Source organism: Bradyrhizobium sp. USDA 4501 (assembly GCF_054062115.1).
This window is the reverse complement of the sequence record NZ_JBSSEX010000001.1, coordinates 1,455,843-1,473,177: the sequence shown is the minus strand read 5'-3', so window position 1 is coordinate 1,473,177 and position 17,335 is coordinate 1,455,843. Positions and strand designations below refer to the sequence as shown.

Below are 17,335 nucleotides of genomic sequence, written 5' to 3'. Positions count from 1 at the left end.
CAAGCCCCAAGAGCTCCGGCGTGTTCCGGGCAGCTTTTCCCCGTGGGCGAGCATGAGAACGGCGCAATGCAGATAATCGGAATCTTGCGATTCCGGGCAGGGGACGTTGGTCGTAGGCGCGGAGGCGCACGGCGATGCTGCCTTCCGCCCGCGCCACGATGGCGCCGATGCTGCCCGCCCGCCGCGCCCGTGGCGCTCGCGACGAGTTTAACTTCCCCGCGAGAAACATTCCGCTGTTCGCGGCATTCCCCCCTTTACTGACAGGCCGAACAGACCTCGACACGTCGTTGTCGTGGTTCCGCGTGCGGCTGACTTGAGGAGAGCGGCGGCATGCAGATCTCCGGACGTTTGGAACTATCGCGGCGCCATCTGTTGATTGTTGGAGCCGCCTCGCTTGCGGCGTCGTCGATCGCGACGCCTCCGCCTGCGGCCGCCCAATCTGCCCCGACCGGAGCGCCCGTGATGACGAGAGTATCCTTTGACGTGAACGGCGAAACCCACCAGCTCGAGCTCGACACCAGGACCACGCTGCTCGATGCCCTGCGCGAGCACCTGCATCTGACCGGCACCAAGAAGGGCTGCGACCACGGCCAATGCGGCGCCTGCACGGTGATTGTCGACGGCCGGCGGATCAATTCCTGCCTGACGCTCGCCGTGATGCATCAGGGCGACGAGATCACGACGATCGAGGGGCTCGGCACGCCGGACGAGCTGCATCCGCTGCAGGCGGCATTCGTCGAGCATGATGGCTATCAGTGCGGCTATTGCACGCCCGGCCAGATCTGCTCGGCGGTCGCCGTGCTTGCCGAGGTCAAGGCCGGCATCCCGAGCCATGTCACGGCGGATCTGAATGCGCCGCTGCGACTGACCAATGCCGAGCTCCGCGAGCGCATGAGCGGCAACATCTGCCGCTGTGGCGCCTATTCCAACATCGCCGTGGCGATCAGCGAGGTCGCCGGGAGGAGCGCATGAGATCATTCAGCTATGAGCGCGCCGCCTCGCCGGGCGCGGCGGCCGCAGCCGCCGCCGGGACCGCGAATGCCAAGTTCATCGCCGGCGGCACCAATCTGCTCGACCTGATGAAGCTCGAGATCGAGACGCCGGCGCATCTGATCGACGTCAACGACCTGGCGCTCGACCGCATCGAGGAGACCGCGGACGGCGGCTTGCGGATCGGCGCGCTGGTGCGCAACACCGATCTCGCCGCCGATATCCGCGTGCGGCGCGACTACGGCGTGTTGTCGCGCGCGCTGCTCGCCGGCGCTTCCGGCCAGTTGCGCAACAAGGCGACAACCGCCGGCAATCTGCTGCAGCGGACGCGCTGTCCCTATTTTTACGACACCAATCTGCCCTGCAACAAGCGCAAGCCCGGCAGCGGCTGCGCCGCGATCGGCGGCTTCAGCCGCCAGCATGCGGTGGTCGGTGTGAGCGACGCCTGCATCGCGACCCATCCGAGCGACATGGCGGTGGCGATGCGCGCGCTCGACGCCGTCGTCGAGACGGTGCGGCCCGACGGCACCACGCGCAGCATCCCGATCGCCGAGCTGCATCGTCTGCCCGGCGACAGCCCCGAGATCGAAACCAGCCTGGTGTCGGGCGAGCTGATCACCGCGGTGGTGCTGCCGAAACCGGTCGGCGGCGCGCAGGCCTATCGCAAGGTGCGCGACCGCGCCTCTTATGCCTTTGCGCTGGTCTCGGTTGCCGCGATCGTGCAGCGCGACGGCACCGGCCGCGTCGCGCTCGGCGGCGTGGCGCACAAGCCGTGGCGCGTCGAGGCGGCGGAGGCGGAATTGCCTGCTGGCGCCAAGGCCGTCACCGCGCGCCTGTTCGCCGATGCGAAGCCGACCAAGGACAATGCGTACAAGCTGCCGCTCGCCGAGCGAACGCTGGCGGCGGTGCTGCGCGAGGCCAGAGCTTGAGATCCAGGGCTTAAGAAGAGGGCCTGACATCATGCGATTTGAACATCCTGCCACCTTCAATCCGATCGACCAGCTCAAGGTGATCGGCCACCCGACCAGCCGGATCGACGGGCCGCTGAAGACCACCGGCACCGCGCCTTACGCCTATGAGCGGCACGACGTCGTGGCCAACCAGGCCTATGGCTACGTGGTCGGTTCGGCGATCGGCAAGGGGCGGATCGGTTCGATCGATCTCGAGGCGGCCAAGGCTGCGCCGGGCGTGCTCGCCATCGTCACAGCGGACAATGCCGGCAAGCTTGGCAAAGGAGAGCGCAATGCGGCGCCGCTGCTCGGCGGGCCGGAGATCGCGCATTATCACCAGGCCGTCGCCGTCGTCGTCGCCGGGACCTTCGAGCAGGCGCGGGCCGCGGCGCAACTGGTCCGGATCGACTACGTCAAGGGCGACGGCAAGTTCGATCTCGCCGCGGAGCGGGACAAGGGCGTCACGCCGCACCCATCATTCGGCGGCCCGGCCGATAGCGCCGTCGGCGATTTCGCCGCCGCCTTCGCTGGTGCGCCCGTGCAGCTCGATGCCACCTACACCACGCCCGATCAGGGCCACGCGATGATGGAGCCGCATGCTTCGATCGCGGCCTGGGACGGCGACAAGCTCACGGTTTGGACTTCCAACCAGATGATCGCCTGGGGCGCTGAGGATATGGCGAAGACGCTTGGCATCGCCAAGGAGAATGTCCGTCTGGTGTCGCCCTATATCGGCGGCGGCTTCGGCGGCAAGCTGTTCCTGCGCGCCGAGGTGCTGCTCGCCGCGCTCGGCGCCCGCGCGGCCGGCCGGCCGGTCAAGATCGCGCTGCAACGTCCGCTGATGTTCAACAACACGACACACCGTCCGGCGACGATCCAGCGCATCCGCATCGGCGCCGAGCGCGACGGCAAGATCACGGCGATCGGCCACGAAAGCTGGTCTGGCAACGTCAAGGACGGCGAGCCCGAGATGGCGGTGAGCCAGACGCGGCTGCTTTATGCCGGCGCCAGCCGGATGACGGCGACGCGGCTTGCGGCGCTCGATCTGCCGGAGGGCAATGCGATGCGCGCGCCCGGAGAAGCCTCCGGCATGATGGCGCTCGAGATCGCGATCGACGAACTCGCCGAGAAGCTCGGCATCGACCCGGTCGTGCTGCGCATCAGCAACGACACCCAGGTCGACCCCGAGCATCCGGAGCGGCACTTTTCGCAGCGGCAACTGGTGCAGTGCCTGAGCGATGGCGCGGCGCGGTTCGGTTGGGACAAGCGCAATCCGAAACCCGGCGCCGTCCGTGACGGGCGCTGGCTGGTGGGAATGGGCGTCGCCGCGGCGTTCCGCAACAATCTCGTGACCAAGTCGGCGGCACGCGTTCGTCTCGACCAGAACGGCATCGTGACCGTCGAGACCGACATGACCGACATCGGCACCGGCTCCTACACCATCATCGCGCAGACCGCGGCCGAGATGATGGGCGTGCCGCTCGAGAAGGTCGCGGTGCGGCTCGGCGATTCCGACTTCCCGGTGTCCTGCGGCTCGGGCGGGCAGTGGGGCGGCAACAATTCCACCGCCGGCGTCTATGCCGCCTGCACCAAGCTGCGCGAGGCCATTACGCAGAAGCTCGGCTTCAATTCCGAGGAGGCGGTTTTTGCCGACGGCGTGGTCCGCTCCGGCAATCGCAGCGTGCCGCTGGCGCAGGCCGCCGGCGGCGGCGACCTCGTGGCGGAGGATGCCATCGAATACGGCGATCTCGCGAAAACCTACCAGCAGTCGACCTTCGGCGCGCATTTCGTCGAGGTCGGCGTCGACGCCGACACGGCTGAAATCCGGGTGCGGCGGATGCTTGCGGTCTGCGCGGCGGGCCGCATCCTCAATCCGAAGGCGGCGCGCAGCCAAGTGATCGGCGCGATGACCATGGGTGTCGGCGCGGCGCTGATGGAAGATCTCGTCGTCGACAGGCGTCATGGCCTGTTCATCAATCACGACCTTGCTGCCTATGAGGTGCCGGTCCATGCCGACATCCCGCATCAGGAGATGATCTTCCTCGACGAGATCGATCCGATCTCATCGCCGATGAAGGCCAAGGGCGTCGCCGAACTCGGCATCTGCGGCGTCGCCGCCGCGGTCGCCAATGCGGTCCACAATGCGACCGGCGTGCGGGTGCGCGACTATCCGATCACGCTCGACAAGTTGCTGGCAGGGATGCCGGAGCCGGCGTAGCGCGGGACGCTTCACCTCGCCCCGCAAGCGGGTGAAGAACGGGGAGAGGGAGCACAGCGGAGTCGGGGGCGCTGTTCTACCTAAACGCTCTAACCGCGACCGACGAACGAGCCGATGCCCCGGCCGATCGCGGCGCCGTGCTGAAACAGCGCGCCGAGGTGATCGCCGGGCACCGACATCGCATCGAGGCCGTTCTCCGCGGCGAAGCGCTGCATCGGCGCATGCGGCCCGTCGTCCTGTCCGTTCCAAAGCAGCACCGGCACGCGCGAGGACAGCACCGCGTCCTTGGCGCCATCGACCTGTCCGAGCGCATTGAAGCAGGCGCGCACGCCGCCTTCGAGATCCGGCGTCACCCATTCGGCGAGCTCCGGCACCGTGCGGCGGGCAAAGGTGATGAAGGCACCATAGGTCAGCGGGCCGGCGTTGCCGCGCGGCAGTCCGGTGAGAAAGTCCCAGCCGCCGATCGCCAGCGACGCCAGCCGTGCCGGGAAAAACCGGGCGACACCGACCGCGACCCAGCCGCCCATCGAATGTCCCACCACGTGGGCGCGCTCGTCGCCGAGATCGTCGATCACGGCGACGATGTCGCCGGCACGCTGCGCCTGATTATAGAGCGCCGGATCGGCGGGCTTGTCGCTCAGGCCATGTCCGAGCGAATCGACGCAGACGACGCGAAAGCGATCGGCAAGCGCGTCGACCACGCCGCATTGTTTCCAGCTCGCGGCGTCGAGCAAGAGACCGTGCTGCAGCACGATCAGCGGCCCGGATCCCTCGACGGTGTAATGGATACGCTGGCCCCGGTGATTGGCGAATGGCATCGGATAGAGTTCCCCACGTTTTACCAGAGGTGAGCGTGGAGGCGCCGGGTTTCAAGACCTCGTTCCGGATCAGGAATCGCATCGCCGATGGCGGGCGGAACCATCAGCCGTCCCACACGGTGGCTTCGCTCCAGCCGAGATCCCTGAACTCGGCTGCCCGGAGCGGGGCTTCGCCGGCGGCAAAGAATTCGTCGAGCTGCGGCGGCTTCACCGTGGTCTCCGAGAGCATCGCATGGGCCTGGCCGCGATGATGAATCTGGTGCTGGAACAGATGCATCAAGAGGCGGTCGCGCCGCTCGGTCTGCACGCTCGTGTCGCGATTGATCTTCACCACATCATCGAGCCGCTCAGCCGTCAGCGCATCGCAGTGCACGATCAACCGCTGATCGATCGCGCGCTGGGCGTCTTTCAGCGCGGCGACTGACGGGTAGGGCACCTCGTTGGCCCACGCCTTCGGCCCGAGCCAGCCGCCCTCGAGCGCATCAATGTAGAAGAGATCGATGACATGAATGTGGTTGAGCGTCGCCTGCAGGCTCGGGAAGAACCCGGTCCGCGCGGCGGCGAACTCCGCCTGGCTGAGACCGGCGCAGGCCTTGAGCAGGCGGTGATTGGCCCAGGCATTATTGTACGCAAAAGCGCGAAAGGTCTGAACGAGGCCTGCTTGCATATCGGTCCTCACTGGATTGACTGTTTCAGGCAGGTGCACCGGCCGACCCGCGACAGTGATCGTGGTGCTTGCGTTGGTGACTTGATCCTCGCATAGCTAATCCATCGTGGTGCACTTCATCCGAAGGCGGGAGCAGATGCAACTGGCAAAGAACGTGATCGACGTCGGCCTTTCCTTCAACGATCTCGAACCGATGCTGCGGTTCTGGCAGCAGGAGGCCGGACTTCGCTTCGATCGTGTGCAGCCGATCCGCCGCGGGCAAAAGCAGTACCGGCACGACGCGCAAGGTTCGGTCATCAAGCTCAACCATCATGTCGAGCCGCTGCCGGATGCGGCGCCGAGCGGCTATCGCGAACTGATCATTGCGCGCGCGGGCGTCGACGCACCGCAACGCATGGCCGACCCCGACGGCAACAGCGTTTGCCTGGTTGCGCCCGGACATGACGGCATCACCCAGATCGCCGTCACGATGGCGGTGCGCGACCTTGCCGCGCATCGCAGGTTCTACGGCGACATCCTAGGCTTCACCGAGCAGTCATGGTCTGATGGTCCGGCGTTTCGCCTCGGCGACAGTCTGATCCTGCTCAGGGAAGATCGCGCCGCAACCATCGATCCGGTTCGGGGTGCGCGCGGCTGGCGCTACATCACGCTGCAGGTCGCCGACATCGACGCCGTGCATGACGAGTTGCGCGCCAAGGGCGTGCGGGAAGGCCTTGCGCCGGTGACGCTCGGCGAGGTCGCACGGATCTCCATGATCCTCGATCCCGATGGCAACTGGATCGAACTGTCCCGCCGCGCATCGATCGTTGGAAGCCTGTCCAACCGCTAGGCAGCAAATTTTCTGGCCGCCCGGTCGGCACCGATGATATGATTCTGCGAATGCATCCAATTTGATGATCGCTTTATGCAGTCGATTTTCGGGCCGCGGCGGGTTCATCGATCGATTTTGCCAGCGGCTATCGGCTCGGCTTGCCTGCTGCTGTTCGTCCCCGTCGCAAACGCCCAACCTCCCGGCAATCCAGCGGTAACGCCCTCCGCGCAGCGCGCAGAGCTGGCGCAGACAGAAACATCGCAAACAGAAACGTCTCGTCCGGATACCAACGCCGCAGTGCGCAACGCTGAGGCCGATCGGTCGGCGTCCGATCAGCAATCGTCATCCGTTCCGTCGCCGGCGCCGACAGCTTTGCGTCCAAAGCTCGATGGGCCGCAGCAGTACTGCAAGGCGTTGGAGGAGGCTGCATTGGAGAACGGCTTGCCGCCGGATTTCTTCGTCCGGCTGATCTGGCAGGAAAGCAATTTCGATCCCAACTCGGTCAGTTCGGCCGGTGCCCAGGGGATCGCCCAGTTCATGCCCGGTACTGCGCGGTGGCGCGGTCTGGCCGACCCGTTCGAGCCATTGCCTGCCTTGCAGGAATCCGCGCGCTGGCTCCGCGAGCTGCGCGCGCAGTTCGGCAATCTCGGCCTTGCGGCGGCCGCCTATAATGGTGGTCCACGGCGGGTTCAGGATTGGTTGGCGGGACGTGGAAGCCTGCCGGGCGAAACGCGCGCTTATGTCAGGATCATCACCGGCAGGTCCGCCGAGGAATGGGCGCAGGGTTCGCTTGAGGATCGGGTCCACACCGACGCGGCCATGGCCTGCGGTGACATCGTGCGCGGCATGCTCGTTCGGGCGCTTCCTGCGGGCCCAAGAGAGTCCGTGACAATCGCGCAGCAAGCTGCGTGGGGGCCCTGGGGACTTCAATTGGCCGGCGGCCCGTCGCAATCGCGCGTACTCGCCGACTACCAGCAACTTCAGAAACGATTTGCATCCGTGCTCGGCGATCGCGCACCGCTCGTTCTGAGATCGCGCATGGCCGGGCCAGGCTCGGCCACCTGGTATCTGCTCCGGGTCGCCGAGACGACCCGTGAGCGAGCTAACCAGCTGTGCGCCCGGTTGGAGGCAGTCGGCGGTCGCTGCCTGGTGTTTCGCAACTAGGTGGCACACGTTGCAGGTCGCAGCGATCGACGGCGTGGTCAGCGCTAATTGGCGACAGAGCCCTCAACTGCAAATGTGTGGTACCTCGCGTATTTCTCGCCGACGGCCCGAACCTGCACGTAGGCCGGATCGTGTCGCCAGGCCCAAAGCGCCTCCATGCTCGGATACATGTAGACGACGACGCGCTTGGGTGGATCTCCATCGACGGCAACGACCTGCGACCCGGTTGCCGCCGCGCCGGCAGCCGCAATCAACTTGCCGCCATGTGCCCTGATGATCTCCTTCGCCTTCGGGAGATATTCCCTGGCATAGCCATCGGGATCGGTGACCTCGATTTGGCCGATCAAATAGGCGGGCGGCCTGGCTTCGCCATGCAGCGCTTCGCTGCCAAGAGCGCCGATAGCGGTACAACTCAACATGACCAGAGCCATCTTGCCTCCAGAATTCATGGGAGCCTCCTCCGGTGCCGTGCCTGTGCGGCAAGCCGCAGCCTGACAGGACTCTTCACGAGGCTTCGAAATACGTCCAATACATATATTTTCTCGAACCTTATGCTCGAATGGTATAAGCGGGCATGAACCTTCAACAGGCCCTCACGTTCTTGACGGTGGCCGAGCTCGGCACGGTCTCAAAGGCCGCATTGCGGTTGCGTGTCGCGCAACCCGCCCTGTCCAGGCAAATCATCGGTCTCGAACGGGAGCTCGGCTTGCAGCTCTTCGACCGCGTCGGGCGCCGGCTTCTATTGACTGGCGAAGGCGAGCAGTTGATTGCGGGCTGCCGTCTGCTGCTCAACAGCGTCAATTCGCTGAAAGAGCAGGCTCAGCTGCTTCGCCAAGGAGATACCGGGGTCTTGAGGATCGCCGGCTCGCCGCAACACATCGAGAGCGTGCTGTCAGATTTTCTCCACCGGTACGCGGAGCGATATCCCAGGGTCGAGATCAGGATCAGGGAGGGGACGGGCAGCGAGATATTGGCGATGCTGGAACGCGGGGAAGTTCACCTCGGCCAAAATTTGCTGCACGCCGTCAGACTGAACGAGCAGCACTTCGGCAGCCTTCCGCTTGGATCCGTACAGTTACTGGCTGCTTGTCATCCGTCGATGCCGCTTGGTCCCCGTTGCACAATCGAGATCGCTGACCTCGCCGAACTTCCGTTGCTGCTGCTGGACAGCGGGTTCGGATTTCGGCGTGCTTTCGATGCCGCAAGCCGTATGGCGGGGCTGAAACCGAAGATCACGTTCGAGAGTCGCAGTCCGCACACCTTGCTGGCACTGGCCGAGGCGGGGCACGGCGTCGCGATCGTTCCCTCCCAGCTTCAGTGCTGGCGCTACGAATTAAGGATTGTTGGTCTCACGCACAGGCGCCGCGTGTTGCAGGAGCCTCTGACCATCTCATGGGACAAGCGGCGTCCGTTGCCTCGTTTCGCGACCGATTACTGTGCAATGCTGGCAGCGCATATGCGGGAGACGTTTCCGATCACGCGCCCGACGGAACCGGCAGCGGCAAAAGCAAGTGTTCAGACGCGCGCCAAGCGAGTTCCACGCAAGGCGAAAAGTTCGGGCGGTTGAATATCGCGATTTGCGTCCGCGTCACCGATCACCGAGTTGCGCGGCGGCGCAAGCCCTTACGCGAAACATGGTTCGGTTTATCGGAACGGCAGCTCGGTGAAGCTCCGCTCGCCCCCATCGACGGCGCTTCCGAGCTTGCCCTAGCGGATTAAGTGTGTATGCTTGCAGCGTTCGATTTGCCGTTGTGCCTTGTTGAATGGTCAAAGCGGCCCTTTTCCAAAGAACATCGTCGGTTGAAGGATGATGCGGAACCAGGCGCGAATTCACGTGCGTCCGCTTTGGAGAAGACAAATGCCTACAGGTACTGTGAAGTGGTTCAATGGCCAGAAGGGCTTCGGTTTCATTCAGCCCGATGATGGCACGAATGACGTGTTCGTTCACATCAGCGCTGTCGAGCGGGCCGGACTTGGCGGTCTCGCCGAGGGCCAGAAGCTGTCGTTCGAACTCAAGGTCGACAAGATGCGTGGCAAGACCAGCGCCGAAGATCTTCGGCTGGCTTGAATCGATCTGTTATTCCACGGATGTACTGGGATGACAGCCACGGCCCGCTCGATCCTCTGATGGGTTGAGCGGGTCTCGCTGCTTTTCAAAGGGCTCATTCGCTCATGGCCAAGAAGCCGGAAGAACTCTCTGCCGAGCGCCTGGCCAAGGCCCAACGCCAGCGGCTTGCCGCCGAGGCCGGTGCGCAGGCAATCGCTGAAGTCGAGCGCGATGCGATCGCCGTGCGCAAGAACATGGTGCGTCTGCGGGCTCTCCGTGAAGCGCGTGACGCCGAGGCGGCCGCCGCGCAGGCTGGCTCTGCACCCGCTGGCACGGCATCTGTGGCTGCCAAGAGAACCAAACGGGTCAAGCGCATCGTGCGTTAAGCCGCGCAATCACGCACGTCGAGTCCGTCGCTGATACGTTGCTGAAGCGGACCTGTTGTTTCGCGGCCTCGGCCGCCAGTTCAGGCCGCGAAGCCAGGCCGTGGCCCGAACTATTTGGGACGATCGGCTTCCTTCCTGTTCGCCGCCTTCAGTCTGATCCTGATGTAGTCAGTGATATCGCCGGCCGCATCACGCAGATCCTGTTCCGTCAGGCCTTGCTGTCCCGCCATCTCGATGCACCGGCGCGCCAACTCGGCAACGTCCTGCGAGGCACCCGGCGTTCCATATTGCTCGGCAGCGTGGACGCTGTTTTCAATCCAGAAATCAAGGAACTCTCTCGCTTTTGCGGTCATGACTCACCCGGACGGCTCGCGCGCCACTGTCCTCACCGGCCACATTCCCCGGTCTTCGCAGGAACAATCGAGAGCCGGGGTAAATTACCATGCCGATGACGCGCTATTATTTCGATCTTGACGGCGGCGGCCTGGCGATCGACGAAGAGGGCATGGAGATGTCCAACTTCGGTGCGGTTCAGGAGGAGGCTGCGCGCGCCTTGGCCGACGTCATTCGGGATTCCTTTCGCGGTCACAATTTCCATCAGATTGCCATCGAGGTCCGGGACGGCGACGGGCCCGTGCTTGAGGTGTCTATCGCTTGGCGCAGTTGCCGGCTGGATTCTTGAGTTTGGCTGCGCAGCGCGGCAGTTAGCACCTTGTGATACCCAGACTGAGACTGACCTGAAACAGCGGCCCTTCGTCCGTCCGGACCTCAAACGCCAGCAGCCTGTGTTTATCCAAAGGCAGGTTCTCCTTGGCTATGCTGAGCAATGACTGCATCGCTTCGTGCGCGGCAGTTTCCTCGTCGCGTAGCTCGATGCCCTGTTTGTCGGCATAGAGTTGCTCGCCGTTGCGGATATCGAAATAGAAGCGGGTTGCCATCTTCGGCTCCCTTTGGTGGCGGGAGCTGCCCAGGCTCTCAGGTGCCGGCGCTCAACAGTCGTCCGGCAGCGCCGTACTCTGCGCCTGTTGGAGCGAATTTGCTACTCGGCAACGATGGAGATTTTTGGGGAACCGCTTTTCGCGTTCGCGGTCAAGCCGCCATCGCCGTTCAGCCATGATCTCGCCGTGGCTGAACCGTCGGATATAATTCTCACGGTCTGCGATTGTGTCTTGCATAGCTGAGATGAGTGCATAACTGTACTAGATCGACTGGCCTTGAGCCTTGTAGATCGGTCCCAGGACCTTTTTCCAAAGACATCGTCGGATGAAAGCGAGGACGCGTGCTTGTAGCACCGCGGCTGAAGCTTCCGCGACGTTGTCGGTCGGCTGCCGTTCCACGGATGTACTGGAATGGCAGTGCGGCCCGCTCTGTCATTGATAGAGCGGGCTCTGGTCTTGTTCATTCAAAGTGCGTTGTACCGCGAGAGAGGTGATCCGTTGCAAGTTCTTGTCAGGGACAACAACATCGACCAGGCGCTTCGAGTTCTAAAGAAGAGGTTGCAGCGCGAGGGCGTCTTTAGAGAGATGAAGCGCCGCAGATCGTTCGAAAAGCCATCGGAAAAAAGGGCTCGAGAGAAATCCGAGGCCGTGCGGCGAGCCCGCAAGCTTGCCCGCAAGCAAGCGATACGGGATGGATTGATCGCGGCGCCTCCGCGGAAACCCAAATTCCCGGCGTCCAAACCTTCGGCGCCAAGGCAATCACCACAATCGCCACAGCAAGCAGGCAGCACACGGGAGACCTAGCCCGTACCGATCCTGCTGGAAGGATCGTGCAAGATGACGCAGCGATCTTATCGAGGCAACGGATGCCTCCAGGAACGTCTCTCCGATGAGATCTGTCGTCGGCGAGCCGTGGATCGGGATATTCGGTCGAGGCACGACGATCAACGGCGACGCGCGCAGAACTTGGCCGGCACGGCCATCAACGCAATGGCAGATCATTCCGCCAGCCAGTTCGATCAGGCCGCGCGCAAGCGTGACTTGCTCGACGGCCCGGAGGAATTTCGCGCGTTTCGCGCGGATCGCTGACGAAACGTATGATTCGGCGGTAGGCGCAAAACTCGATGCCGTCCCGGGCAAGCGAAGCGCGACCCGGGACCCATAACCACAAGTGCCGATTGGTTTGCAACGCTGGAGCCACAGCTCGTTTCAAAACGGAAGGCTGTGGTTATGGGTCCCTGCTTTCGCACTAGGACCGATCGACATTCATTGCATCCAGATCATTGCGGCAGCGAGATGGATGAAGCCGGTAAAGTTGTCAGATCGCCTGTCATAACGGGTTGCCAAGCGTCGGAAGTGTTTGAGCTGGCAAAAGCAGCGCTCGATGCGGTTGCGCTGTTTGTATGCGTCGGCGTCGTGCGGAATGATGATCCTGCGGGTGCGGTTTGACGGGATCACCGCCGTTGCGCCGATTTCCGCGATGATCGCACGCAGGGCGTTGCTGTCATAGGCCTTGTCGGCGAGCACGGCATCGCCGCTTTGGCCGTGGAGCAGTGCCGGCGCCTGGGTGATGTCATTAACTTGCCCAGCCGTGACGATGAAGCGGAGCGGACGGCCGAGCGCATCAGCCAGCATGTGGATCTTGGTGGTCAGTCCACCTCGGGAACGCCCCAGCGCCTGATCTTTGGCCCCCCTTTTCCGCTCGTCGCCTGCTGGTGGGCGCGAACGATGGTGCTGTCGATCATCAGATACTGGTTGTCGCGATCGGCGGTCAGAGCAGCGAACACGCACTCCCAGACGCCGGCATGGCACCAGCGGCTGAAGCGCTGATGCACCGTTTTCCACTTGCCGTACCGTTCCGGCAGGTCGCTCCAGTGTGCGCCCGATCGCAAAACCCACAAACATCCGTTGACGAACAGTCGATTGTCCGCAGCCGTACGTCCCGGGTCGCCAGCTTTCCCCGGCAGCAGTGGCGCAATCCTCGCCCATTGCGCCTCCGTCAGCTCATATCGTTTCGCCGCCACCATCTGCTCCGTGTCTCGAATCACGGAACTCTATGAATCAGCGATCAAACCGCTTGGGAATCCTGAATGTCGATCGGTCCTAGCGTGTCTACACGGTTTTGGGGCGCGACAGATTGACTCGGTGCAGCAAGAAGTGGCGTCTCTGGAGCATGTTGTATGATTCTCTCACTGGCGCTTTGATTCGAAGGAGCGCCAGCGATGCAGCCGGATTTGTCTTTGGGTGAGTTCGGGGACGTTCGTCTCGACAAAAGGGGGCGACGCTTCTCCGGGCTATGCTTTGCACGCGCAGCGTCTGCTTGCGCCAGATGGCCCGGGGCGATTGGGCTGCCAATATGGCGTTCTGGCGGTTTGTGAACAACCCCCAAGTCACGATCGATAAATTGATTGAGGGCTGGAGCGCGCAGACGCGGACTGCGGTCAGCGGGCGTCATGTGCTGGCGATCCAGGATACGAGCGAGGTCAAGTTCCAGACCCAGGCGGGACGGCGGCGCGGGCTGGGCAAAGTCGGCAAGGGCAATGCTCGCGGCGTGCTGTTGCATGCGATGATGGCGGTGGATGCCGACAGCGGGGTCTGTCTTGGCCTTACTGGCGGCAACGTTTGGACGCGCAAAGGCAAGGTAAAAATCCCGCATGAGCGGCGCGCCTTGGCCGACAAGGAGTCGGCGCGCTGGGTGACGGCCGCCGAGCAAGGCCGCGACGTCCTGGCAGATGCCCGCATGATCACCGTCGTCAACGACCGCGAGGGGGATTTCTTTGCTCACTGGGCGCTGACGCCAGCCGAGAATGTCCATCTTCTGTCGCGTGCCATGCACGACCATGCGCTGGTCGATGGCGACACACTTTATCAGGCGGTCGAGCGGAGCCGCTTCTGCGACAACGCGGTGATCGATCTGCCGCAGCGAATGGATCGGCGCGGCCGGCAGGCCCATCTCTCGATGCGCTTCGGAACCGTCGTGCTCAAGCGGCCGCAGAGGCCCGGCGTCACCGACTTGGCGGAGGGCATCAAACTCAGCTTCGTAGAAGTGGTCGAGTTGCATCCGCCGAGAGGTGCGGAGCCCATTCGCTGGCTGCTCCTGACCACTCATCCGGTCGCCACCGTTAAAGACGCCTGGCAGATCGTCTCCTGGTACCGCCAGCGCTGGATCATTGAGCAACTCTTTCGCTCGCTGAAGAGCCAGGGTTTGCGCATCGAGGATAGTCAGATCGAGAGCGCCGAAGGCCTGATCAAGCTCGTGGCGGTCGCCACCAGAGCGGCATGTATCGTCATTCAACTCGTTCAGGCCCGCAACAGTGGCGAAGAATTGCCGGCTGAATTTGTCTTCACCGCAGAAGAGATCGAGACGCTCAGGGCCATCAACAAAACCATGAAAGGTCGCACCGAGCTTCAGAAAAACCACCATCGCCCCAACACTCTTGCTTGGGCGGCATGGATCATCGCAAAACTCGGCGGATGGACCGGCTACGCCTCCCACCGTCCACCTGGACCAATCACCTTCCACACCGGAATGGCCCGCTTCCAAATCCTCGCAAATGGCCCGACAAACGTGTAGATGCACTAGGTGGTGTGGACTCTAAGGATTCCCTTTTAGGCGCAAATCAGATTCAAGGCTGCTTTTGGGGAGGCCGCCTTGGGTGTGATGGACCGCTTGGTATTGAGCGACGCGACATGGGAGCGGATGGCGCCGCTGATCATCGGCCGGCCTGACCAGAAGGGTTCGACCGGACGGGACAACCGGATGTTTGTGGAGGGCGTACTTTGGATCGTGCGCACTGGCTCTCCCTGGCGTGATCTTCCGGAGGTGTTTGGAGACTGGAACAGCGTGTTTCGGCGCTTCAGTCGATGGAGCATCAAGGGGGTCTGGTGGCGCATATTCGAAGCGATGTCCGGTGATCCGGACTTCGAGTATCTGATCGTCGACTCCACCATCGTCCGGGCGCACCAGCACGCCGCTGGGGCGAAAAAAGGGGGTCTGAAGATCAGGCGATCGGTCGCTCGCGCGGTGGCCTGAGCACCAAGATACATATGGCCGTTCGCGGCCTGGGATGTCCCGTACGGTTCAAGCTCACCGCAGGTCAGAAGAGCGACGTACCGCAAGCCGCCGAATTGATCGAGGGATTACCTGCCCAGGTCGTCATGGCGGATACGGCTTATGACGCCGATCACTTGCGCCAGGCGATCGCTGCCAAAGGCGCGCTCGCCGTCATCCCCAACAACCCGTCACGTGCGCTCAAATATCCGCTGGACAAGCACCTCTATGCCCAGCGTCATCTCGTCGAATGCTGCTTCTCAAAACTCAAGCAGTTCCGCCGCGTCGCAACCCGCTTCGAAAAGACCGCCCGAAATTACCTGGCCGTCGTTACTCTCGCAGCCATCGTCTTATGGATGCGATAAATGTCCACACCACCTAGTGCTTTCGCAGGGACGACAGTTGTGATGCGGCACGTCATGTGCATCAAACGAGCGAGGAGGGCCTTTGGCGAGCACAGCGCTTTGGGCCCTCTGACCTCGCAATGACGGTGGAAGGTATCTTATCCCGCCAGCACCGCATCCGCGCCGGTCACCGCCTCGGCGCTTTCGGTCACGGTCTTTTCCAGCGACGGCGCCTGCACGGCGATGTTCTCGGCGAAGAAGCGCGCCAGCGCGACATAGCGCTGCGGCTCGGCTTCGCCGTTCGCCTTGGCGGCCAGCGCTTCGCCGGCGAGCATGCAGCCGCCGAGCGTTGCGGCGAACAGCCGCAGATAGGGCGTTGCGCCGGCCAGTGCCTCGTTCGGCGCCGAGGCGAGGCGCTCGAGCAGCCATTTGCTGGTGCGCTCCAGCGCGGCGTGCGCGTCGCGCAGCTTGGCGCCCGTGGTGCCGAACGCCGGATCGTTGGAGGTCTCGACCTGCTTGATGACGGCAGCGAGCTCGTCCAGCAGCGCCCAGACCGAGGCGCCGCCATTGGCGCCGAGCTTGCGGGTGACGAGGTCGATCGACTGGATGCCGTTGGTGCCCTCGTAGATCGAGGTGATGCGGGCGTCGCGATAATGCTGCGCGGCGCCGGTCTCCTCGATGAAGCCCATGCCGCCGTGGATCTGCACGCCGAGATAGGCGACCTCGTTGCCGATGTCGGTGGAGAAGGCCTTGGCGATCGGGGTCAGCAGCGCGCCGCGGGCCGCGGCCTCGGCGCGCACCTTGGCGTCCCTGGCGCGCACCGAAACGTCGAGCGCGACCGCGGTGGCGTAGCAGATCGTGCGCGCCGCCGCCGTCATGCTGCGCATCTGCATCAGCATGCGCTTGACGTCGGGATGCACGATGATCGGATCCATCCCGTCGCCCTTGTGGCCGATCGCCTTGCCTTGCCTTCGCTCCTGCGCATAGGCCAGCGCCTGCTGATAGGCGCGGTCGGCAATGCCGACGCCTTCGAGGCCGACGCCGAGGCGGGCCTGGTTCATCATCGTGAACATGCAGCGCATGCCCTGGTTTTCCTCGCCGATCAGATAACCGATCGCGCCGCCCTTATCGCCCATCGTCATGGTGCAGGTCGGCGAGGCGTGCATGCCGAGCTTGTGCTCGACGCCGCTGGCATGGATGTCGTTGCGCTCGCCGAGCGAGCCGTCGGCATTGACCAGGAATTTCGGAACCAGGAATAGCGAGATTCCCTTGGTGCCCGAGGGGGCATCGGGCAATCGTGCAAGCACGAAATGCACGATGTTGTCGGTCATGTCGTGCTCGCCATAGGTGATGAAGATCTTGGTGCCCTTGATGCGGTAGGTGCCGTCGGGGGCGCGTTCGGCGCGGGTGCGCAGCGCGCCGACGTCGGAGCCGGCATTGGGCTCGGTGAGCTGCATCGTGCCGGTCCACTCGCCGGTGACCAGCTTCTCGAGATAGGTCTTCTTCAGCTCGGCGCTGCCATGGGCATCGAGCGCCTCGATTGCCGACAGCGTCAGCAGCGGGCAGAGGCCGAAGGCGACGTTCGACGCGCTCCAGATCTCGGTGCAGGCGGCGTTGACCGCGAGCGGCAGGCCCTGGCCGCCGAATGCTTCCGGCCCTGAGACCGCGTTCCAGCCCGCGGCGGTCCAGCGGTGGTAGGCGTCGGGCCAGCCCGGCGCGGTCGTCACCTTGCCGTTGTCGAGCTTGATGCCGTGCTCGTCGCCGACACGATTCAGCGGCGCCAGCACGTCGGAGGCGAACTTGCCGGCTTCTTCTAGCACCGCAGCGGTGATGTCGCCGTCGAAATCGCCGTAATGGCCGGCCTCCACGGCGGCAGCGAGCCCCGCACCGTGATTGAGGGACAGCAAGATATCGTTGATCGGCGCACGGTAGGTCATGGCGTTACTCCCGA

20 protein-coding genes and 1 pseudogene are annotated in these 17,335 nt (G+C 63.7%); 14 read left to right on the top strand and 7 right to left on the bottom strand.

All coding sequences use genetic code 11. The annotated features are described in order from the left end of the window. The first annotated feature begins 134 nt into the window (after nt 1–134). The 4 genes from ACVWZM_RS06885 to paoC are packed head-to-tail and all read left to right on the top strand — an operon-like array spanning nt 135 to nt 4,158. Nucleotides 135–317, top strand: coding sequence for a hypothetical protein (locus ACVWZM_RS06885; RefSeq protein ID WP_253640447.1), 183 nt, complete (start codon nt 135–137; stop codon nt 315–317). Between the two features lie 13 nt (nt 318–330). After that, nucleotides 331–972 (top strand): aldehyde dehydrogenase iron-sulfur subunit PaoA, encoded by a 642-nt coding sequence (gene paoA, locus ACVWZM_RS06880; RefSeq protein WP_456815760.1) that lies wholly within the window; start codon nt 331–333, stop codon nt 970–972. Next, nucleotides 969–1,919: an FAD binding domain-containing protein gene (locus ACVWZM_RS06875; protein ID WP_229191169.1), complete on the top strand. Its 951-nt coding sequence runs from the start codon at nt 969–971 to the stop codon at nt 1,917–1,919. The genes paoA and ACVWZM_RS06875 overlap by 4 nt, the downstream gene beginning before the upstream one ends. A gap of 31 nt (nt 1,920–1,950) precedes the next feature. Continuing rightward, nucleotides 1,951–4,158: an aldehyde oxidoreductase molybdenum-binding subunit PaoC gene (paoC, locus tag ACVWZM_RS06870; RefSeq protein ID WP_076828974.1), complete on the top strand. Its 2,208-nt coding sequence runs from the start codon at nt 1,951–1,953 to the stop codon at nt 4,156–4,158. An 89-nt stretch (nt 4,159–4,247) separates the two neighbouring features. On the opposite strand, the gene ACVWZM_RS06865 is transcribed toward paoC, so the two are convergent. Both ACVWZM_RS06865 and ACVWZM_RS06860 read right to left on the bottom strand, forming a co-directional pair. Further along, nucleotides 4,248–4,976, bottom strand: a complete 729-nt coding sequence (locus ACVWZM_RS06865; protein ID WP_028334486.1) for an alpha/beta fold hydrolase — start codon at nt 4,974–4,976, stop codon at nt 4,248–4,250. A gap of 103 nt (nt 4,977–5,079) precedes the next feature. Beyond that, a complete protein-coding gene (locus ACVWZM_RS06860; protein WP_168857188.1) occupies nt 5,080–5,643 on the bottom strand; it encodes a DinB family protein in 564 nt (187 codons plus the stop codon). A gap of 136 nt (nt 5,644–5,779) precedes the next feature. Here ACVWZM_RS06860 and ACVWZM_RS06855 point away from each other — a divergent pair, with 136 nt between their 5' ends. Next, the gene (locus ACVWZM_RS06855) at nt 5,780–6,472 is read left to right on the top strand and encodes a VOC family protein (RefSeq protein WP_168857187.1); all 693 of its coding nucleotides are present in this window, start codon (nt 5,780–5,782) and stop codon (nt 6,470–6,472) included. A 75-nt stretch (nt 6,473–6,547) separates the two neighbouring features. Next, nucleotides 6,548–7,618 carry a lytic transglycosylase domain-containing protein gene (locus ACVWZM_RS06850; RefSeq protein ID WP_456852277.1) on the top strand — a complete coding sequence of 357 codons (1,071 nt, stop codon included), beginning with the start codon at nt 6,548–6,550 and terminating at the stop codon, nt 7,616–7,618. A 44-nt stretch (nt 7,619–7,662) separates the two neighbouring features. Here the strand turns inward: ACVWZM_RS06850 and ACVWZM_RS06845 are convergent, their stop codons facing one another. Beyond that, nucleotides 7,663–8,067, bottom strand: a complete 405-nt coding sequence (locus ACVWZM_RS06845) for a DUF1330 domain-containing protein (protein WP_229191173.1) — start codon at nt 8,065–8,067, stop codon at nt 7,663–7,665. A gap of 125 nt (nt 8,068–8,192) precedes the next feature. Between ACVWZM_RS06845 and ACVWZM_RS06840 the strand changes: the two genes are divergently transcribed. The 3 genes from ACVWZM_RS06840 to ACVWZM_RS06830 all read left to right on the top strand — a co-directional run bounded on the left by ACVWZM_RS06840 (nt 8,193) and on the right by ACVWZM_RS06830 (nt 10,051). Beyond that, the gene (locus tag ACVWZM_RS06840) at nt 8,193–9,185 is read left to right on the top strand and encodes a LysR family transcriptional regulator (RefSeq protein ID WP_057015227.1); all 993 of its coding nucleotides are present in this window, start codon (nt 8,193–8,195) and stop codon (nt 9,183–9,185) included. A gap of 291 nt (nt 9,186–9,476) precedes the next feature. Next, nucleotides 9,477–9,686, top strand: coding sequence for a cold-shock protein (locus ACVWZM_RS06835; protein WP_028339489.1), 210 nt, complete (start codon nt 9,477–9,479; stop codon nt 9,684–9,686). A 104-nt stretch (nt 9,687–9,790) separates the two neighbouring features. Next, nucleotides 9,791–10,051: a hypothetical protein gene (locus ACVWZM_RS06830; protein WP_057015228.1), complete on the top strand. Its 261-nt coding sequence runs from the start codon at nt 9,791–9,793 to the stop codon at nt 10,049–10,051. Between the two features lie 110 nt (nt 10,052–10,161). On the opposite strand, the gene ACVWZM_RS06825 is transcribed toward ACVWZM_RS06830, so the two are convergent. Next, on the bottom strand, nt 10,162–10,404 hold the full coding sequence (locus ACVWZM_RS06825; RefSeq protein ID WP_057015229.1) for a hypothetical protein: 243 nt from the start codon (nt 10,402–10,404) through the stop codon (nt 10,162–10,164). A gap of 89 nt (nt 10,405–10,493) precedes the next feature. Between ACVWZM_RS06825 and ACVWZM_RS06820 the strand changes: the two genes are divergently transcribed. Continuing rightward, nucleotides 10,494–10,733 (top strand): DUF6894 family protein, encoded by a 240-nt coding sequence (locus ACVWZM_RS06820; RefSeq protein ID WP_456852275.1) that lies wholly within the window; start codon nt 10,494–10,496, stop codon nt 10,731–10,733. Between the two features lie 22 nt (nt 10,734–10,755). Here the strand turns inward: ACVWZM_RS06820 and ACVWZM_RS06815 are convergent, their stop codons facing one another. Next, nucleotides 10,756–10,989 (bottom strand): DUF6894 family protein, encoded by a 234-nt coding sequence (locus tag ACVWZM_RS06815; protein ID WP_057015230.1) that lies wholly within the window; start codon nt 10,987–10,989, stop codon nt 10,756–10,758. 498 nt (nt 10,990–11,487) lie between these two features. Between ACVWZM_RS06815 and rpsU the strand changes: the two genes are divergently transcribed. Both rpsU and ACVWZM_RS06805 read left to right on the top strand, forming a co-directional pair. Next, nucleotides 11,488–11,793 (top strand): 30S ribosomal protein S21, encoded by a 306-nt coding sequence (gene rpsU, locus ACVWZM_RS06810; protein WP_076829105.1) that lies wholly within the window; start codon nt 11,488–11,490, stop codon nt 11,791–11,793. Nucleotides 11,794–11,955: 162 nt separating this feature from the next. After that, a complete protein-coding gene (locus tag ACVWZM_RS06805; RefSeq protein WP_256520744.1) occupies nt 11,956–12,078 on the top strand; it encodes a hypothetical protein in 123 nt (40 codons plus the stop codon). 177 nt (nt 12,079–12,255) lie between these two features. Here ACVWZM_RS06805 and ACVWZM_RS06800 read toward each other — a convergent pair. Continuing rightward, nucleotides 12,256–13,016, bottom strand: a pseudogene (locus tag ACVWZM_RS06800) (IS5 family transposase). 329 nt (nt 13,017–13,345) lie between these two features. Here ACVWZM_RS06800 and ACVWZM_RS06795 point away from each other — a divergent pair. Both ACVWZM_RS06795 and ACVWZM_RS06790 read left to right on the top strand, forming a co-directional pair. Next, on the top strand, nt 13,346–14,563 hold the full coding sequence (locus ACVWZM_RS06795; RefSeq protein ID WP_438071829.1) for an IS4 family transposase: 1,218 nt from the start codon (nt 13,346–13,348) through the stop codon (nt 14,561–14,563). A gap of 78 nt (nt 14,564–14,641) precedes the next feature. Beyond that, a protein-coding gene (locus ACVWZM_RS06790) for an IS5 family transposase (protein ID WP_139481326.1) occupies nt 14,642–15,405 on the top strand; the annotation gives its coding sequence in 2 pieces (ribosomal slippage) (nt 14,642–14,977 and nt 14,980–15,405; 762 coding nt in all). A 137-nt stretch (nt 15,406–15,542) separates the two neighbouring features. Here ACVWZM_RS06790 and ACVWZM_RS06785 read toward each other — a convergent pair. After that, a complete protein-coding gene (locus tag ACVWZM_RS06785; RefSeq protein WP_057015231.1) occupies nt 15,543–17,321 on the bottom strand; it encodes an acyl-CoA dehydrogenase in 1,779 nt (592 codons plus the stop codon). Between the last annotated feature and the right edge of the window lie 14 nt (nt 17,322–17,335).

Bases quoted from the DNA above. Each gene is read 5' to 3' on its own strand.
- ACVWZM_RS06885 (WP_253640447.1), top strand. From the start codon at position 135: ATGCTGCCTTCCGCCCGCGCCACGATGGCGCCGATGCTGCCCGCCCGC.
- paoA (WP_456815760.1), top strand. From the start codon at position 331: ATGCAGATCTCCGGACGTTTGGAACTATCGCGGCGCCATCTGTTGATT.
- ACVWZM_RS06875 (WP_229191169.1), top strand. From the start codon at position 969: ATGAGATCATTCAGCTATGAGCGCGCCGCCTCGCCGGGCGCGGCGGCC.
- paoC (WP_076828974.1), top strand. From the start codon at position 1,951: ATGCGATTTGAACATCCTGCCACCTTCAATCCGATCGACCAGCTCAAG.
- ACVWZM_RS06865 (WP_028334486.1), bottom strand. From the start codon at position 4,976: ATGCCATTCGCCAATCACCGGGGCCAGCGTATCCATTACACCGTCGAG.
- ACVWZM_RS06860 (WP_168857188.1), bottom strand. From the start codon at position 5,643: ATGCAAGCAGGCCTCGTTCAGACCTTTCGCGCTTTTGCGTACAATAAT.
- ACVWZM_RS06855 (WP_168857187.1), top strand. From the start codon at position 5,780: ATGCAACTGGCAAAGAACGTGATCGACGTCGGCCTTTCCTTCAACGAT.
- ACVWZM_RS06850 (WP_456852277.1), top strand. From the start codon at position 6,548: ATGCAGTCGATTTTCGGGCCGCGGCGGGTTCATCGATCGATTTTGCCA.
- ACVWZM_RS06845 (WP_229191173.1), bottom strand. From the start codon at position 8,067: ATGAATTCTGGAGGCAAGATGGCTCTGGTCATGTTGAGTTGTACCGCT.
- ACVWZM_RS06840 (WP_057015227.1), top strand. From the start codon at position 8,193: ATGAACCTTCAACAGGCCCTCACGTTCTTGACGGTGGCCGAGCTCGGC.
- ACVWZM_RS06835 (WP_028339489.1), top strand. From the start codon at position 9,477: ATGCCTACAGGTACTGTGAAGTGGTTCAATGGCCAGAAGGGCTTCGGT.
- ACVWZM_RS06830 (WP_057015228.1), top strand. From the start codon at position 9,791: ATGGCCAAGAAGCCGGAAGAACTCTCTGCCGAGCGCCTGGCCAAGGCC.
- ACVWZM_RS06825 (WP_057015229.1), bottom strand. From the start codon at position 10,404: ATGACCGCAAAAGCGAGAGAGTTCCTTGATTTCTGGATTGAAAACAGC.
- ACVWZM_RS06820 (WP_456852275.1), top strand. From the start codon at position 10,494: ATGCCGATGACGCGCTATTATTTCGATCTTGACGGCGGCGGCCTGGCG.
- ACVWZM_RS06815 (WP_057015230.1), bottom strand. From the start codon at position 10,989: ATGGCAACCCGCTTCTATTTCGATATCCGCAACGGCGAGCAACTCTAT.
- ACVWZM_RS06795 (WP_438071829.1), top strand. From the start codon at position 13,346: ATGGCGTTCTGGCGGTTTGTGAACAACCCCCAAGTCACGATCGATAAA.
- ACVWZM_RS06785 (WP_057015231.1), bottom strand. From the start codon at position 17,321: ATGACCTACCGTGCGCCGATCAACGATATCTTGCTGTCCCTCAATCAC.